This is a genomic window from Limnobacter sp. UBA7229, assembly GCF_002473065.1.
GTDB lineage: Bacteria > Pseudomonadota > Gammaproteobacteria > Burkholderiales > Burkholderiaceae_B > Limnobacter > Limnobacter profundi.
Genome location: NZ_DKTN01000022.1, coordinates 179036 through 193067 on the forward strand (window position 1 = coordinate 179036; position 14032 = coordinate 193067).

The following is a 14032-nucleotide window of genomic DNA, read 5'->3' on the forward strand; positions in this document are numbered from 1 at the left end:
CATGTTGAAAAAACCGACACAAGTGGTACTGGCTGCCTTGTTGTTACCTACACTGGTAGCAGGTTGTCTGGGTGGTTCAGACAGCAGCAGTTCAACAAGCGGCGGGCGAACAAACCCAAACCAAGTGGTAGATGGTTTGAATGTAACTGCCACCCCGCAAGGTCAATGTGGTCCGGGCACAAAGCCTGAAACAGGCATGCAGGGTCGCGTTTCACAAGCTGATCACGATGCCGGTCTGGCTGCTGCCGGTTTTTCATGCAACACACAAATGGTAGGCTCGTTCGCACCCGAACGAGTGATAGGTACTGTGGGCGGCTTCAAGGTGGAACGCTACCGTGACAAAGCAGGCCGCGACTGTGCATTTGCCGACAGCACCTTGCTGTTCCCCACCAATATTCTGGACATGGAACTGGGCGTGAATGTGTTCGACATGAGCGATCCCACCAGGCCTGTGCGTACTGCCCGCCTTGTTACGCCTGCCATGCTGTCGCCGCATGAATCGCTGGTGGTCAGCCAGGAAGGTGGTGTGTTGGCAGCCGTGTTGGGTAACCCCGCATTTGGCCCAGGCATTGTGGATATTTACGATGTGTCAGAAGACTGTCGCAACCCCGTGTTGAAATCGTCCACGCCTTTGGGTTTGTTTGGCCATGAAAGCGGTATTTCACCCGATGGAAAAACATTCTTCTCGGGTTCACCCTCCACCTCCACACTGGTGGCGCTCGACATTTCCAATCCCAGCCTGCCGCGCCCATTGTGGGCCGGGCAATATTCATCACATGGCTTGTCGATCAGCCCTGATGGCAACCGCGCTTATGTAGCCAGCATCGGTGACCCGGCTGGCATGCTGATTCTTGATATTTCAGAAATTCAAGCCCGCAAAGCCAACCCGCAAGTACGTGAAGTTTCACGACTGACTTGGGACACTGTAACCATTCCACAAAACGCCATCCCGTTTACTCGAAACGGCAAGCAATATGTGATGGAGGTGGATGAGTATTCAGGCGGCAATGGCGGCCCTATTCCTGTCGGTATTCATGGTCCCAACGTGGGCGCTGCACGCATTATCGACATTTCGGATGAAACAAAACCCAAAGTGATTTCGAACTTGCGGCTCGATGTGCACAACATCGCCAACCGCGAAGAAATTGCAAGTGACCCCGGTGCGCAGAACCCCACTGGCGGGTACGCTGGGCACTACTGCAACATTCCTACGCGCGTCAACCCAACCATTGTGGCGTGCAGCATGATTTTGTCAGGCTTGAGGATTTTTGATATTCGCGACCCAGCCAACCCTGTTGAAGTGGCTTACTTCAATGCGCCAGTGAAACCGCGTGTGTTAACGTTGCCGGCACCTGCCAGCAACTGGGCCATGTCCAGCCCGGCTTTTGTACCCGAGCGCAAGGAAATTTGGTACACCGATGGCTATCAGGGCTTTTATGTGGTCAAGGTGACCAACAACGCATGGAAATAATTCAAACGGAAATGATGTCAATGAACTTTCAGTATCTCAATCTAGAGGTGGCCGAACGCGTGGCCACAGTCACCATCAACCGCCCAGACAAAGGCAATGCACTGGCCCCCGATGTACTGGAGGAAGTGACCCACATGTTTAATGCGCTGGGTGTGCGCCAGGATGTGAATGTGATTGTGTTCACCGGGGGTGAGCGCTACTTTTCAGCAGGCTTTGATTTGAATGAAATTCGCAAGCTGGAGAAGGTTAGCAACGAGGCTTACACCGCTTTGTTTCACCGCGCCTACCGCGCCATCCTGTTTTGTGAGCAGCCCGTAATATGCGCCGTGGGTGGTGCAGCAATTGCGGGCGGCTTTGATTTGACCATGATGTGCGACATTCGCTATGCCTCCACTCGTGCCAAGTTTGGACAACGCGAAATTCTGCTGTCACTGACCCCCATCATGGATCCGCTGTGGCGCATCATTGGCATGGGACGTGCCAAGGAAGTGGCGCTGACTGGTCGTATTTACGATGCGGCAGAAGCCGAGCGCATGGGCTATGTCAGCAAGGTGTTTCCAGAAGGCGAATTGCTCAGCTCCGTTGCGCAAATTGCGCGTGAAATGGCGCAATACGACCGCGCCTGTCTGGCTGAAACGAAACGACTGTCCAATGTGGTGTTGAACCAGGATTTGGACATGTCCATGCGCACGCAGGAATGGTTGTTCAGAAGTTACATTGGTTCCGAGGACAACCACCAGCGCATCGATGCGCTGCAAGCGCAATTGGCTGCAGCACGAAAAGCAAAAAGTTAATCCCGTTCAACTGTAGCGCGCATACTCCACGGGGTCATGCGCGCAAAACAGCTCAACTTCATCGCCACTGCTTTTGACCAGATCACGCAAACGTGCCTGTGTAGCCACCCGCTCTGCCGGTAACGTTTGCACCAGTTTTTCAAAGAATGCGACGCCTGCGGGCATGGGGTCTTCATGCTTCAAGGCCACTTCACTGCGATGAAAATAAGCATCGCCACAATGCAATAACCACTTGTTGCCCCTGTCCTTGCCCTGCTTCACGGCCACGCCAACGTGGCCGCGCGTGTGGCCAATCAAGGGCACCATCAACAGCTCTATCCCGGCAATGGGGCGAATGGCTTGAAAGCCAAACCAGGTTTCCGCAGGCTTTGAATGAATAACCCACTTGGGCCCATGCTCGAACTGCGCTTTTCTGAAACGCAGGGAATCACGAAGGCTCGGCTTGATCGCATGGCGATGCTCGGGCTCAAACACATGTACTTTGGCCTCTGGAAAATCGCTTAAACCACCGGCATGGTCCAGGTCGAGATGCGTGGGCACAATGTGTTTGACATCGCTGGCATTGAACCCCAAACCCTTCACCTGTTCGATTGCCGTTTCTTCCATTTTCAGTTGCGGCGCCAACATGGCTACAAAGCCAGCACCCAAGCGTCGGTTGGGCTCCAGCACATCACCTGTGCCTACGCCCGTGTCCACCAAAATCAGCCCCTGCTCACTCTCCACCAGCAAACAATGGCAAACCATATTCGCCCTTTCAAAAAAACCACCACTGCCATTGATCAAACGTTTGCAAATCGGGCACATGGTGCCGCAATTCATGTGGTGAATTTTCATGAGCAAGGTTCCGTGTAGTTAGAGTAGGTTTAGTTTAAGTTGCAACACCTGAATAATGCACGCAAGTTCTGATTTGCCCACTCAGTTGCTGAGCTCTTGAACCAGCAATTCTGCAAAATAGTCACAAGGCGGGCGTTTTGATTTCAGGCTTCTGGACAGCACCACTTCCACAGGCTGTAAAGGTGGCAAACCCTCGAGTGCACCCAATCGAACCAAGTGGGCAGGCATGCCGCATTGGGCCAGTGGGGCAATCGCGAGGCCCGCATCGACCATGCTGACCAGGCCTTGCACGGCTGGGCTTTCATACGACATGCGATAAGGAATTTTTGCCTGCTGCAAAGCCTTCAGTGCATGGGCACGCGCCGTACTGCCTTCACCAAACACAGCAAGCGGCAAAGGGCGCTCTTTCCAAATGGTTTTGTTGCTTGGGGAACCCGCCCACACCAGGGGCTCCATGCGCAACAAAACACCTGGGCAACCCCTGGTGCGTGTAATTACAGCCAGATCCACTTCATTGTCTTTGACCATTTGTGCAATGTGCGGACTGGGTCGCCCAACCACTTGTATTTCCACACGGGGATAGGTGGCAGAAAACTTGCGCAGCACAGGGGGGAGCAAAGACGACGCGTAATCATCAGGTACACCGATACTGACACGCCCAGTCACAGCTGGCCGGGTTAATTCTGCAAAGGCTTCATCCCGCAAAGCGAGCATTTGTCGGGCATAGCCGAGCAAGGTGTGCCCCTCTGCGGTCAACTCCAGGTTACGCGTGTCGCGCAAAAACAAGGCCTTGCCCAGCAGGCCTTCAAGCCCCTTGATTTGCATGCTGACCGCCGACGGCGAACGATGCACCAATGCTGCGCCCGCCGCAAAACTGCCGGAATCCGCCACCGCCACCAGCATGCTCAATGCATCCAAATCCAGTTTTTTCATTTCGTCAGCTTTTCTGATTAATCAGTTCAATTTAATTCGTTTTACGAAATTTATCCAGTGTTGAATAATCCACTTCGCGATTCACCCAACAAGGACAATTGAAGTGCAAGACCTGAGTTCTCTGTATGCCTTTCTGGTGGTGGGGGGGTTGTTGTCCATCACGCCCGGCCCCAACATGATCTATGTGATCTCGCGCTCTATTACGCAAGGGCGACGCGCCGGGCTGACATCGCTGGGCGGCGTTGTCGTTGGCTACCTTTTTTACATGTTTGGTGCTGCGTTTGGCATTACCGCCTTTTTTAAAACACAGCCCCATGCTGCACAAATTCTAAGTGCATGTGGCGCGGTATACATGGGCTGGCTGGGCTGGAATGCGATTCGCCCCGGGGGGCGCTCCCCGCTTGAAATTCGTGAACAGTTACCGCGCGAACATGCTGGTAAATTGTTTGCCATGGGGGCCACAACCAGCCTGCTTAACCCCAAACTGGCGTTGATTTTCCTTACTTTACTGCCTCAGTTCATCGACGAAACACAAGGCCGGGTATTAGAACAATCGCTGTTTTACGGCGGTTTGCTCATTGCAATGTTTGCAGGTGTGAATGCAGGTATGGCGATATTTTCCGGCAGTATGGCCAATTTCCTGGCCCGAAAACCCGCGTGGCTCTTGGTACAGCGCCTGCTGATGGGAATTACTTTGCTTGCATTGAGTGCCGAGATGGCAATACAAGCCATGGGTTGATATGCTTGGTTTGTTGTAGAAGTATCAGCCAAGGAATTTGATCATGTTACAAGCGGCCATGCCACTGTTTCCGCTCACCACGGTGTTGTTCCCACAAGGTGTTTTAAATCTTCAAATTTTCGAGGTTCGTTATCTCGACTTGATGAAAAAATGCCTGCGCGACAACACACCATTTGGTGTGGTCAGCCTGCTGGACGGCAATGAGGTGCGCCGCCCCGACGAGAAAATTCAACTGGCCAAGATAGGTACACTGGTCAACATTGAAAAACACGAGTTTGTGACTCCCACGCTGATAGAAATTTCAACAGTGGGCAGCCAGCGATTCAAGTTATTGAATGCCACGCAAGAGAAGAACGGTTTGTGGATGGGCGAAATTCAAACCTTGCCAGCCGACCCAGTGGTGGAAATTCCAGACTACCTCCAAGGCAGTGCAAATGCCCTGGCACGGCTGATCAACTCGATCGATGAAAATGAAATTGCTGAGGAACAGCTGCCATTTCGCAAACCATACAAGCTGATGGATTGCGGCTGGGTGGCCAACCGCTGGTGCGAACTGTTGCCATTGGACAAACCCACCAAGCTGCAATTGCTGGCTTTGGACAACCCGCTGCTGCGGCTGGAGTTGATTGACGATACTTTGGCCGCCCAGGGTTTGCTCAAGTCGTGATTACAACCTTGCCCATCACTTTCCGATCAAGTAAATCCTGCAGGGCCTGAGCGCCCTGTTCAAGTGAATACACTTTGGACACCAGCGGTTTCAGTTTGCCTTGTTCTATCAGGGCAAACATGTCGCCAAGGTCTTTAATGAAATCAAACAATTGTCGATTCACAAACTCGCCCCAAAACACACCCACAATTGAAGCCCCTTTCAGCAAGGGCAAATTCAGTGGAATGCTTGGGATTTCACCGTCTGCAAAACCAATCACCAGGTAACGCCCATTCCAGCCAATGCTTCGAAATGCAGGCTCGGCAAACTTGCCACCCACAGGATCAAAAATTACATTTGGACCTTTCCCGGCAGTGAGTTCTTTCACACGTTCGCGCAAATCCTCAGTGCTGTAATTGATTAAGTCATCGGCACCATTTTCTTTGCAAATGGCCAGTTTTTCAGCACCGGATGCCGCCGCAATCACTTTGGCACCCAAGGCTTTGGCAATTTGAATCGCCGCCAGGCCTACACCACCCGCAGCACCCAACACCAACAGGGTTTCGCCCTCTTTCAATTGGGCGCGGCCCTTCAGTGCATGGTAGGAAGTACCGTAGGCCAGAGTGAAAGATGCAGCGGTTTCGAAACCGATTGCGGGTGGCATGGGAATGATCTGCTTGGCCTGCACCAGCACCTTCTCGGCGAAGGCACCATGGGTGCACATGGCAATCACACGATCACCCACTTTCACATTCTTTACGCCCTCACCAAGCGCAGCCACTACACCTGCCAATTCAGCGCCTGGCGCAAACGGCAACGCAGGTTTGAACTGGTACTTGCCCTGAATAATCAGCGCATCCGGAAAATTGACACCGGCGGCTTTCATGTCCACCACCACTTGGCCAGGCCCCGGCTGCGGGTCGGCTGTTTCCTGGAACACCAAGGTGTTGGGTAGGCCCAAGCTGTTGCACATCAATGCTTTCATTGTTTTGTCTCCTTTTTACTTTTTTATTTGGGCAGCGTTGGGTTCTGCTGATTCAAAATTTCTTTCATCCGGGTTTCAATCACCGGGAACATATAGCTGTGCGGAATCACATAGAAGCGCTTTTCAGCAATCGCATTGAACGTTTCTACTGCCATGTCATCGGCAGTCAATTGCCCGCTGGCAATGGCCTTGCCAATTCGTTTGTTCAACTGCGCTGTCAAACCCTCAATCGGCTTGGTTTGTGCCACATCACCGGGCCGGTTGCGCTCAGAATTTCCAATACCAGTGGGCACCCAAGCCGGGCACAACAAAGAAACGCCGATGAGCGATTGGGTCATTTGCAGCTCAAGACTTAAGGTTTCGCTCAATGTGACCACGCCATGCTTGCTTACATTGTAGGCCGCCATGCCCGGGTTGGACACAAGGCCTGCAACCGATGCTGTATTCACTATGTGCGCCGGGCCACCTTGAGCTTGCATGCGCGGCAGGAACTCCGAAATACCGTGAACAACACTCCACAAATTCACCTGCAAAATCCATTCCCAATCGGCCACGGTGTGTTCCCACGTGGTGCGAGCCAAAGCAACACCTGCATTGTTGAACAACAAATGAACCTGGTTGAACTTGACATAAGCCGCATCAGCCAATGCCTTGATTTCTGCTGCATGACGCACGTCGGTACGCAAGGCCAGTACACGATCAGCGGGAAGACTCAGTTGTTCTGCTGCGGCTTGAAGTGCTGCCTCATCAATATCGGCCAACACCAGGCTCATGCCTTGTGCAGCGGCGTGTTTGGCCAAGGCAAAACCAATACCGCTGGCCGCCCCGGTGATCACGGCGGTTTTGCCGTTGAAGTTGTTCATTGTTTGTTGTCTCCAAATTGCTTTTCGTTTTAATCATAGACCTGCCAAGCGATCCACACAGTTACTGCAGCAGATAATTCACCGGAGTTAAATTGGGAGGCAAATCCTTTTTGTTCAGGCTTTCCAGCAAGTCCACTTCAATGACACGAACCAGCGCATTCAAAGGCAAGTCGTTGTCGAGCAGTCCAAACGGTTCCTCCAATTCATCGCCCAGGTAATCAAGACCAAAAAAAGTGTATGCAATGGTGGCCACAATCAAGGGGGTCAAAAAATTTAGGCTGGGTGCCAGTGAAAAAGGAAGCAGCAAACAGAACAACCAGGCGGTACGCCTTAACAACAGGGAATATGCAAAGGGTGTTGGCGTAGTTTTTATGCGTTCGCACGCCCCCTGCACAGCGGCCAGCGCACTCACCTTCTGGCTCAGTATTTGATACACGATGTCAGAAATCAAACCTTGACGGTACAAGCCCGCCAAGCGTGCATCAAATAACTGCAGAACCGCATTGGGCACATTGCGGGACATCTGGATCGACGTTTTGTCAGATTCATTCAGCCATTTCGAAGCCGCCTGTGCTTCATCTTGATCACGAAGACGGGCGGCCAAAGCATGGGAAAATCCAATCAACAAACTGACCAAAACTTCGCGCTGGGCCACATTTGGAAACAGTGCTGCAAGCTCCCGGGCCAAATTTCGGGAATGCACGATCAAATCGCCCCAATGCTTGCGTGCCTCCCACCAACGATCGTAGCAGGCATTGTTTCTGAAACCTAAAAACACGGATAAAGCCAAACCCAAAATGGAAAAGGTACCCAGGCCAGCGTTCAAAAACTCTATGGGTTCTCCATGGGACCACCACACCACAAGGCATGACAACAATGCAATGGCCACCACTTTCCAGGCAATGTGACGAACCACGGAGCCACGAAGAATGAATAGAAGTTGATACGCACGGGGGCGGGGTCGAACAATCATGGCGCGCTTTGCTGTAGCAGTAATAGACCTTTCGATTATTGCCCAAGTCTGGCCGTTATATGGCACCGACACGACGAACTCTTTTCAAGAACGGAAAATCATGTTGCAATTTGGGAATGAAACACACCAACTCCAGTCTCCGGGTATTTATTCTCCTCACAGGCTTGCTGCTTGGCCCGCCAAGCTGGGCTGCCTGCGCCTACGCCACCATACCCAATCCCCACCCCGATGGCATCGGCAAATCCTATTGCGAACGCCAAATTTCGAAGGTGATGGGTTGGCAAGGCGCGCCTTGGCTTGAGCGGCCGCAGCGCCTTCAAGAAGAGCGCACTGATTTACTGATCCAAAAATTGAATTTAAAACCCGGCATGGTGGTAGGCGACATTGGCGCTGGTACCGGGCACATTGCGCAAATGATGGCTGAGAAAATTGGCCCCAACGGTGTAGCGTGGGTTGTGGATATTCAACCGCAAATGATCAAAATGCTGCAAAAGAAGGCAGAGGGTTTGCCCAAAGGCCGAATGCAAATTCGGCAGTCCAGCGAGAAAAACCTGAACCTGCCCGACCGAATTCTGGATGTGGCGATTATGGTGGATGTGTATCACGAGCTTGAGTACCCACGTGAAACGCTTCAATCACTGATGAAAGCTGTTAAAAAAGGCGGAAAAATCGTGTTTGTGGAATACCGCGCCTTTGACCCGGATGTGCCTATCAAACCATTGCACACCATGAGCGTGGCGCAGGTTCAAAAAGAAGCGGAAGACCTTGGGCTGAAATACGAGAAAGCCGAAAGCCTCAGCTGGCAGAACATGATAACTTTCATCAATCCGTAGTTGATTCATTTAACCAGCGCAACACGCCTTGCCCGGCAGCCATTCCTGTTGCAAAACAGGCGGTGAGCAAATAACCACCTGTGGGTGCCTCCCAGTCCAGCATTTCACCTGCGGCAAAAGTACCGGGCTTGTTGGTCAGCATGTAATTGTTGTTCATGCTTTCGAAGCGCACACCGCCTGCCGTGCTAATGGCTTCATCAATTGGCCGCACTGCGTGAACGGTGATCGGCAGTGCCTTGATGGTTGAAACCAGTTTTTCCAAATTCTTGAACTCGTCTTTGCCAAGTACTTCATGCAGCAAAGCCAACTTCACACCGGCAATACCCAGTTTATTTTTGAAATAGCTGGACATTGACTGACTGCTGCGTGCCCACCCCGCCAATTCTGCTCGAACTCGGTCAAGGCTGCGCCCAGGCAATAAATCGAGCGCAAAAGTTGCATCGCCCTGCGCATTCAAGCGTTGGCGAATTTCCCGACTGAAGGCGTAAACAAGGCTGCCTTCTACACCATGCTCACCAATCACCATTTCACCCTGTCGCTCAATTACCTGGCCCTGCAGGCTGGTAAATTTCAAGGCGACCGACTTCAACGGTGCGCCTGCAAATTTTTCGCGCAGGTAATCACTCCAGCTCACCTCAAAGCCGCAATTTGCACTTTCAAGCTCAGCAACTTCAACCCCTGAATTGCGCAGCCAAGGCACCCAGGCCCCATCAGAACCCAACTTGGACCAACTGGCTCCACCCAAGGCAAGCACTGTGGCCCTGGGTAAATGTTCAACAAAACCATTTGGTGTTGAAAACTGCAATTGCCCCTTCTCATTCCAGCCTTGCCACCTGTGGCGAACATGCATGCGCACGCCCTTGCCTCTCAAGCGGTGCAGCCAGGCACGCAACAAAGGCGCTGCTTTCATTTCTTTCGGAAACACCCTGCCAGAAGTACCCACAAATGTTTCAATGCCCAGTTCATGCACCCATTCGCACAATCGCTCGGGCGGCAGTAAATCAAGTGTGGTTTGTAAATGGGGAAGCCTGTCCGCATAGCGGGTGCAAAACTTTGCATAGTCTTCGCTGTGGGTAATGTTCAAACCACCAATACCGGCAAGCAAAAACTTGCGGCCAAACGATGGCATTGCATCAAACACATCCACTTGCACGCCCGCATTGCTAAGCACTTCTGCGGCCATCAGGCCTGCAGGGCCGCCACCCACTATGGCCACCGTTGTATTCGAGTTTTGAAACATAGCCTGCGGCTTTCAGTTGGTGAGCTGCTTGAGTAAATATTCAGTATGTGTGCTCTCAATTATAAAGCATCCACCCCACAGACCCCATTGTGACAGGTTCATGACTTGTTACTTAGGGTGTGCCCACTGAATCCTTTCACTGCTCGAGCGAGTATTACTAACTTGTAGCATCAGAAGTAAACGGAGTTGGTAATGGCTGGTATTCACAATGAACTCAGGGCAATCGAGCGGCAGGGCTTATCGCGGCGGGTGTTTCTTAGAAACATGCTGCTGACAGCAGGCAGTATTTCTGCCGCACAATGGCTAACAGCTTGCGGCGGCGGATCTTCAGGTACGAGCTCCTCAGGCGTAGCTCCGAGTGGATCGGGTGCCCCCCGAACCAGCCCGTTTGCATCCATGGGCCCCCTGCTGCCACCCGATGCCAACGGCATTCAATTACCCGCCGGTTTCACATCTCGGGTAGTTGCCGTTTTTAACGAGCCCCCTTTACCCTCCCAGCCCGATTTCCGTTGGCATTCAGACCCCGATGGTGGTGCCGTGTTTGCAACTGAAGATGGTGGCTGGATTTATGTATCAAATTCCGAAGCCCGAGACGCCACAACAGCATTTGGTCAAATACCTGCAGAGCTATCGGCAATTCGCCGACTGGCCAGCCGCGATTCGCTGATGGCACTCAGCCCGATCACCAACGCCATAAGCGGTTTGGTGAATACATTGCTGCCAGGCGGCATACCTTTGCTGCTGCCGTTTGCCGGGGGTGCCAGTGCACTGCGGTTTGATCAAAGTGGCAATTTAATTGACGCCTACCCAGTGCAACGCAACACCTCCACCAACTGCTCTGGCGCTGCTACCCCCTGGGGTACCTGGATTAATGGTGAGGAAATTCTCGATGGCTATATGTTCGAATGCAGCCCACTTCGTGACGGCGGTGAACCCATCCGCCTGGACAGATTCGGCCGCAAAGCGCATGAGCAAGTCGCTTTTGATGTAGAGCGCCGAGCGATTTATCACACCGAAGACATCACTGGCGAGGACCGCTTTTATCGAAATGTTTACACTGAAAACGAATGGCCAAGCAACGGCCGCCCTGACCTGACACGCGGCAAACTACAGGTACTGTCTGTGCCTGCAGGCATCGACGCCGCACGCCAAGGACCGACACCGATTGTTTGGCTGGATGCGATTGACGACGGACGACCGCAGGCAGATGTTTACCTGCCGGAATCCACAATTTTCGCAGGCAATGAAGGTGTGTGGTTCGTCAATGGATTTATATACTTCTCAACCAAAGTGGATAGCAATGTGTGGGCCATCGACGTGGCCAACGGCACCATTGAAAGCATTTACGATCCCACTGACGGACCAATCGGCTCGCCCGCAGACCCGGCTGAACCCAAGATGATGGGTGTAGATAATCTGTCGATGACACTCGACGGCGAAATGATTGTGGTGGAGGACGGAGGCGACATGCGCGCCATGGTACTTCTGCCTGACCGCAGCACCATTCCACTGCTTCGCTTGCCAGGGGATGCAGGTGGAACCGAGGTAACAGGCCCGGCGTTCTCACCAGATGGACGCCGGCTTTATGTGTCCAATCAACGCGCGCTTCGAAACGGTGAAACAGTTTCATTTGGCCAAGGTGGTGTAGTGTATGAGATCACCATGCCGTTTACGGTGCGTGTGAACCCACCTGTTGCGCGCGCAATGCCAGCTGCATAGACATAGCCGTCCACTGACCCAATCGACATTGCTGAAAAACTGTCGATTGGGAGCAGCAGTACCGTTGCATCAAATTTGAACCCTTGTCCCTAGCTCTACCACCGCGTTTGAAGGCAGCCTGAAGAAATCCACCACGCCACCCGCATTGCGGCTCATGGTTGCAAACAATTGCTCGCGCCACTTGGCCATTCCCGAACCTCGCGTGGGGACAACAGTCTCGCGGCTTAGAAAGTAAGTGGTTTCAAACAACGAAATTTTGAGGCCTACTTCATCAGTCAACTCAAGCGCCTTGGGAATATCGGGCGTATTCATGAAGCCATAGCGCACAGTCACTTGCCAGAAACCACGGCTTAGCGATTTCACTTCAACCCGGTTCAAATTGCCAACCCAGGGCACACTTTCAAACACCACCGTCAATATCACGTTCGATGCATGCAGCACCTGGTTGTGTTTCAAGTTGTGAAGAAGAGCCATGGGTACTTTGTCAGGGTCAGCCACCGGGTATACCGCGGTGCGGTAAGCGCGGTTAATTTGATCCACATTTAGCGTGGGCAAAAAATCGTCCAAATCAATGCCGTCTTTCTGAATACTTTTCATCAGCAATTTACGGCCTCGCCACCAGGTAGACATCACCACAAACAAAGCCAAGCCCAACACAATGGGGAACCAGCCACCATCGAATAACTTGAAAGCGCAGCTGACCACCAGCAGTATGTCGATCAAAACAAAGAAAATGGTTGCACCCACTGACAACCAGGCTGGCAAACCCCAGCTGTGGCGAATCACAAAATAGGTCAGCGTGGTGGTGATCAACATGGTCAAGGTGACTGCAATGCCATACGCACCCGCCAGGTTAGACGAAGTTTTGAACATCAACACCGCCAATAACACACCTGCCAACAACAGCCAGTTCACAGCAGGCATGTAAATTTGGCCTGACTCTTTCGCCGATGTGTATTGAATTTTCATGCGCGGCAAAAAGCCCAGTTGAATGGCCTGCTTGCTCATGGAATAAGCACCTGAGATAACAGCCTGTGATGCAATAATGGCGGCCATGGTGGCCAGGCAAAGCACGGGGATTACCCAGGCATCGGGGAAAGAACGGTAGAACGGATTTTCAATGGCGCCAGGGTCGGCAATCAGCAACGCGCCCTGCCCCAAATAATTCAAGGCCAAACAAGGAAACACCAAAAACGTCCAGGCCAGGCGAATCGGTTTTTTGCCAAAGTGGCCCATGTCAGCGTACAGCGCCTCTGCACCAGTCAAAGCCAACACAATTGCGCCAAATGCGGCAAACAAACCCCAACCCCGATCCAGAATGAATTGAATGCCGTGTACAGGATTCAAGGCATGCAGAATTTCAGGTGCACTCGCAATATTGACCACACCTACTGCGCCCAAAGTGGCAAACCACAGCACAATAATCGGTCCGAAGAAGCGCCCCACCACGGAGGTTCCGTAACGCTGCACAGCAAAAAGGCCAATCAGGATCAACACACTGAGCGGAATAATGTAGGGCGTTAAGGTGGGTGTGATCAACGTAAGCCCTTCCATGGCACCCAACACTGAAATGGCAGGGGTAATGACACTGTCACCGTAAAACAAAGTGGCACCAAACACACCAATCAACAGCAACACAGTTTTCAGTTTCGGGTTTTTTCGAACCGCTTCCGAGGCCAATGCGGTCAGCGCCAGGCCACCACCCTCGCCATTGTTGTCGGCCTTCAAAATCAGGATCACATACTTCAAGGTGACCACCAACATCAATGCCCAGAAAATCACGGAAATGGCACCCGTCAGGTTCTCGGGATTCAGGGGTACCCCGCTGTTTTCACCAAATACTTCTTTGACTGTGTAGAGGGGGCTGGTGCCGATGTCGCCGTACACCACGCCAATCGCACCCAAGGTGAGTGCAGCCAGGCCGGCCTTGGTTTTATCTGTTGATTCTGGTTTGTTCATGATTGTAACGCACTTGCACTGTGTAAACAGCCTGCATCATGCG

At 52.4% G+C, this 14032-nt stretch carries 13 protein-coding genes; 6 read left to right on the forward strand and 7 right to left on the reverse strand.

What is annotated here, in order from left to right; all coding sequences use genetic code 11:
* Position 1: 1 nt before the first annotated feature.
* Both B4C79_RS12625 and B4C79_RS12630 read left to right on the forward strand, forming a co-directional pair.
* Entirely contained in the window at positions 2-1471 is a 1470-nt protein-coding gene (locus B4C79_RS12625; RefSeq protein ID WP_291752093.1) for an LVIVD repeat-containing protein, read from the forward strand.
* A gap of 20 nt (positions 1472-1491) precedes the next feature.
* A complete protein-coding gene (locus tag B4C79_RS12630; protein WP_291762644.1) occupies positions 1492-2265 on the forward strand; it encodes an enoyl-CoA hydratase/isomerase family protein in 774 nt (257 codons plus the stop codon).
* A gap of 6 nt (positions 2266-2271) precedes the next feature.
* Here the strand turns inward: B4C79_RS12630 and B4C79_RS12635 are convergent, their stop codons facing one another.
* Together B4C79_RS12635 and B4C79_RS12640 are read right to left on the reverse strand one after the other, a co-directional pair.
* Complete coding sequence (locus B4C79_RS12635; protein WP_291739791.1) at positions 2272-3099, reverse strand: MBL fold metallo-hydrolase; 828 nt, start codon at positions 3097-3099, stop codon at positions 2272-2274.
* Positions 3100-3180: 81 nt separating this feature from the next.
* Positions 3181-4032: a LysR substrate-binding domain-containing protein gene (locus B4C79_RS12640; RefSeq protein ID WP_291739789.1), complete on the reverse strand. Its 852-nt coding sequence runs from the start codon at positions 4030-4032 to the stop codon at positions 3181-3183.
* A gap of 103 nt (positions 4033-4135) precedes the next feature.
* Here B4C79_RS12640 and B4C79_RS12645 point away from each other — a divergent pair, with 103 nt between their 5' ends.
* Together B4C79_RS12645 and B4C79_RS12650 are read left to right on the forward strand one after the other, a co-directional pair.
* The gene (locus tag B4C79_RS12645) at positions 4136-4771 is read left to right on the forward strand and encodes a LysE family translocator (protein WP_291739787.1); all 636 of its coding nucleotides are present in this window, start codon (positions 4136-4138) and stop codon (positions 4769-4771) included.
* 43 nt (positions 4772-4814) lie between these two features.
* Entirely contained in the window at positions 4815-5438 is a 624-nt protein-coding gene (locus B4C79_RS12650; RefSeq protein WP_291739786.1) for an LON peptidase substrate-binding domain-containing protein, read from the forward strand.
* On the opposite strand, the gene B4C79_RS12655 is transcribed toward B4C79_RS12650, so the two are convergent.
* The 3 genes from B4C79_RS12655 to B4C79_RS12665 all read right to left on the reverse strand — a co-directional run bounded on the left by B4C79_RS12655 (position 5428) and on the right by B4C79_RS12665 (position 8238).
* On the reverse strand, positions 5428-6402 hold the full coding sequence (locus B4C79_RS12655; RefSeq protein ID WP_291739784.1) for an NADPH:quinone oxidoreductase family protein: 975 nt from the start codon (positions 6400-6402) through the stop codon (positions 5428-5430). The genes B4C79_RS12650 and B4C79_RS12655 overlap by 11 nt on opposite strands.
* 23 nt (positions 6403-6425) lie before the next feature.
* The gene (locus tag B4C79_RS12660) at positions 6426-7265 is read right to left on the reverse strand and encodes an SDR family NAD(P)-dependent oxidoreductase (RefSeq protein WP_291739782.1); all 840 of its coding nucleotides are present in this window, start codon (positions 7263-7265) and stop codon (positions 6426-6428) included.
* A gap of 61 nt (positions 7266-7326) precedes the next feature.
* Positions 7327-8238: a bestrophin family protein gene (locus B4C79_RS12665; RefSeq protein WP_291739780.1), complete on the reverse strand. Its 912-nt coding sequence runs from the start codon at positions 8236-8238 to the stop codon at positions 7327-7329.
* 116 nt (positions 8239-8354) lie between these two features.
* Between B4C79_RS12665 and B4C79_RS12670 the strand changes: the two genes are divergently transcribed.
* On the forward strand, positions 8355-9071 hold the full coding sequence (locus B4C79_RS12670) for a class I SAM-dependent methyltransferase (protein WP_291739778.1): 717 nt from the start codon (positions 8355-8357) through the stop codon (positions 9069-9071).
* On the opposite strand, the gene B4C79_RS12675 is transcribed toward B4C79_RS12670, so the two are convergent.
* Positions 9061-10311, reverse strand: coding sequence for a TIGR03862 family flavoprotein (locus tag B4C79_RS12675; RefSeq protein WP_291752099.1), 1251 nt, complete (start codon positions 10309-10311; stop codon positions 9061-9063). The two genes, B4C79_RS12670 and B4C79_RS12675, sit on opposite strands and share 11 nt — an antisense overlap.
* A 192-nt stretch (positions 10312-10503) precedes the next feature.
* On the opposite strand from B4C79_RS12675, the gene B4C79_RS12680 reads away from it, so the two are divergent.
* Entirely contained in the window at positions 10504-12030 is a 1527-nt protein-coding gene (locus tag B4C79_RS12680; RefSeq protein ID WP_291762647.1) for an alkaline phosphatase PhoX, read from the forward strand.
* Between the two features lie 69 nt (positions 12031-12099).
* Here B4C79_RS12680 and B4C79_RS12685 read toward each other — a convergent pair whose 3' ends face one another.
* Positions 12100-13989 (reverse strand): potassium transporter Kup, encoded by a 1890-nt coding sequence (locus B4C79_RS12685; RefSeq protein WP_105028892.1) that lies wholly within the window; start codon positions 13987-13989, stop codon positions 12100-12102.
* Positions 13990-14032: the final 43 nt, after the last annotated feature.

What these genes read in the sequence shown, in the direction of transcription:
- B4C79_RS12625 (WP_291752093.1), top strand. Translation starts at nt 2, where the DNA reads ATGTTGAAAAAACCGACACAAGTGGTACTGGCTGCCTTGTTGTTACCT.
- B4C79_RS12630 (WP_291762644.1), top strand. Translation starts at nt 1,492, where the DNA reads ATGAACTTTCAGTATCTCAATCTAGAGGTGGCCGAACGCGTGGCCACA.
- B4C79_RS12635 (WP_291739791.1), bottom strand. Translation starts at nt 3,099, where the DNA reads ATGAAAATTCACCACATGAATTGCGGCACCATGTGCCCGATTTGCAAA.
- B4C79_RS12640 (WP_291739789.1), bottom strand. Translation starts at nt 4,032, where the DNA reads ATGAAAAAACTGGATTTGGATGCATTGAGCATGCTGGTGGCGGTGGCG.
- B4C79_RS12650 (WP_291739786.1), top strand. Translation starts at nt 4,815, where the DNA reads ATGTTACAAGCGGCCATGCCACTGTTTCCGCTCACCACGGTGTTGTTC.
- B4C79_RS12655 (WP_291739784.1), bottom strand. Translation starts at nt 6,402, where the DNA reads ATGAAAGCATTGATGTGCAACAGCTTGGGCCTACCCAACACCTTGGTG.
- B4C79_RS12660 (WP_291739782.1), bottom strand. Translation starts at nt 7,265, where the DNA reads ATGAACAACTTCAACGGCAAAACCGCCGTGATCACCGGGGCGGCCAGC.
- B4C79_RS12665 (WP_291739780.1), bottom strand. Translation starts at nt 8,238, where the DNA reads ATGATTGTTCGACCCCGCCCCCGTGCGTATCAACTTCTATTCATTCTT.
- B4C79_RS12670 (WP_291739778.1), top strand. Translation starts at nt 8,355, where the DNA reads ATGAAACACACCAACTCCAGTCTCCGGGTATTTATTCTCCTCACAGGC.
- B4C79_RS12675 (WP_291752099.1), bottom strand. Translation starts at nt 10,311, where the DNA reads ATGTTTCAAAACTCGAATACAACGGTGGCCATAGTGGGTGGCGGCCCT.
- B4C79_RS12680 (WP_291762647.1), top strand. Translation starts at nt 10,504, where the DNA reads ATGGCTGGTATTCACAATGAACTCAGGGCAATCGAGCGGCAGGGCTTA.
- B4C79_RS12685 (WP_105028892.1), bottom strand. Translation starts at nt 13,989, where the DNA reads ATGAACAAACCAGAATCAACAGATAAAACCAAGGCCGGCCTGGCTGCA.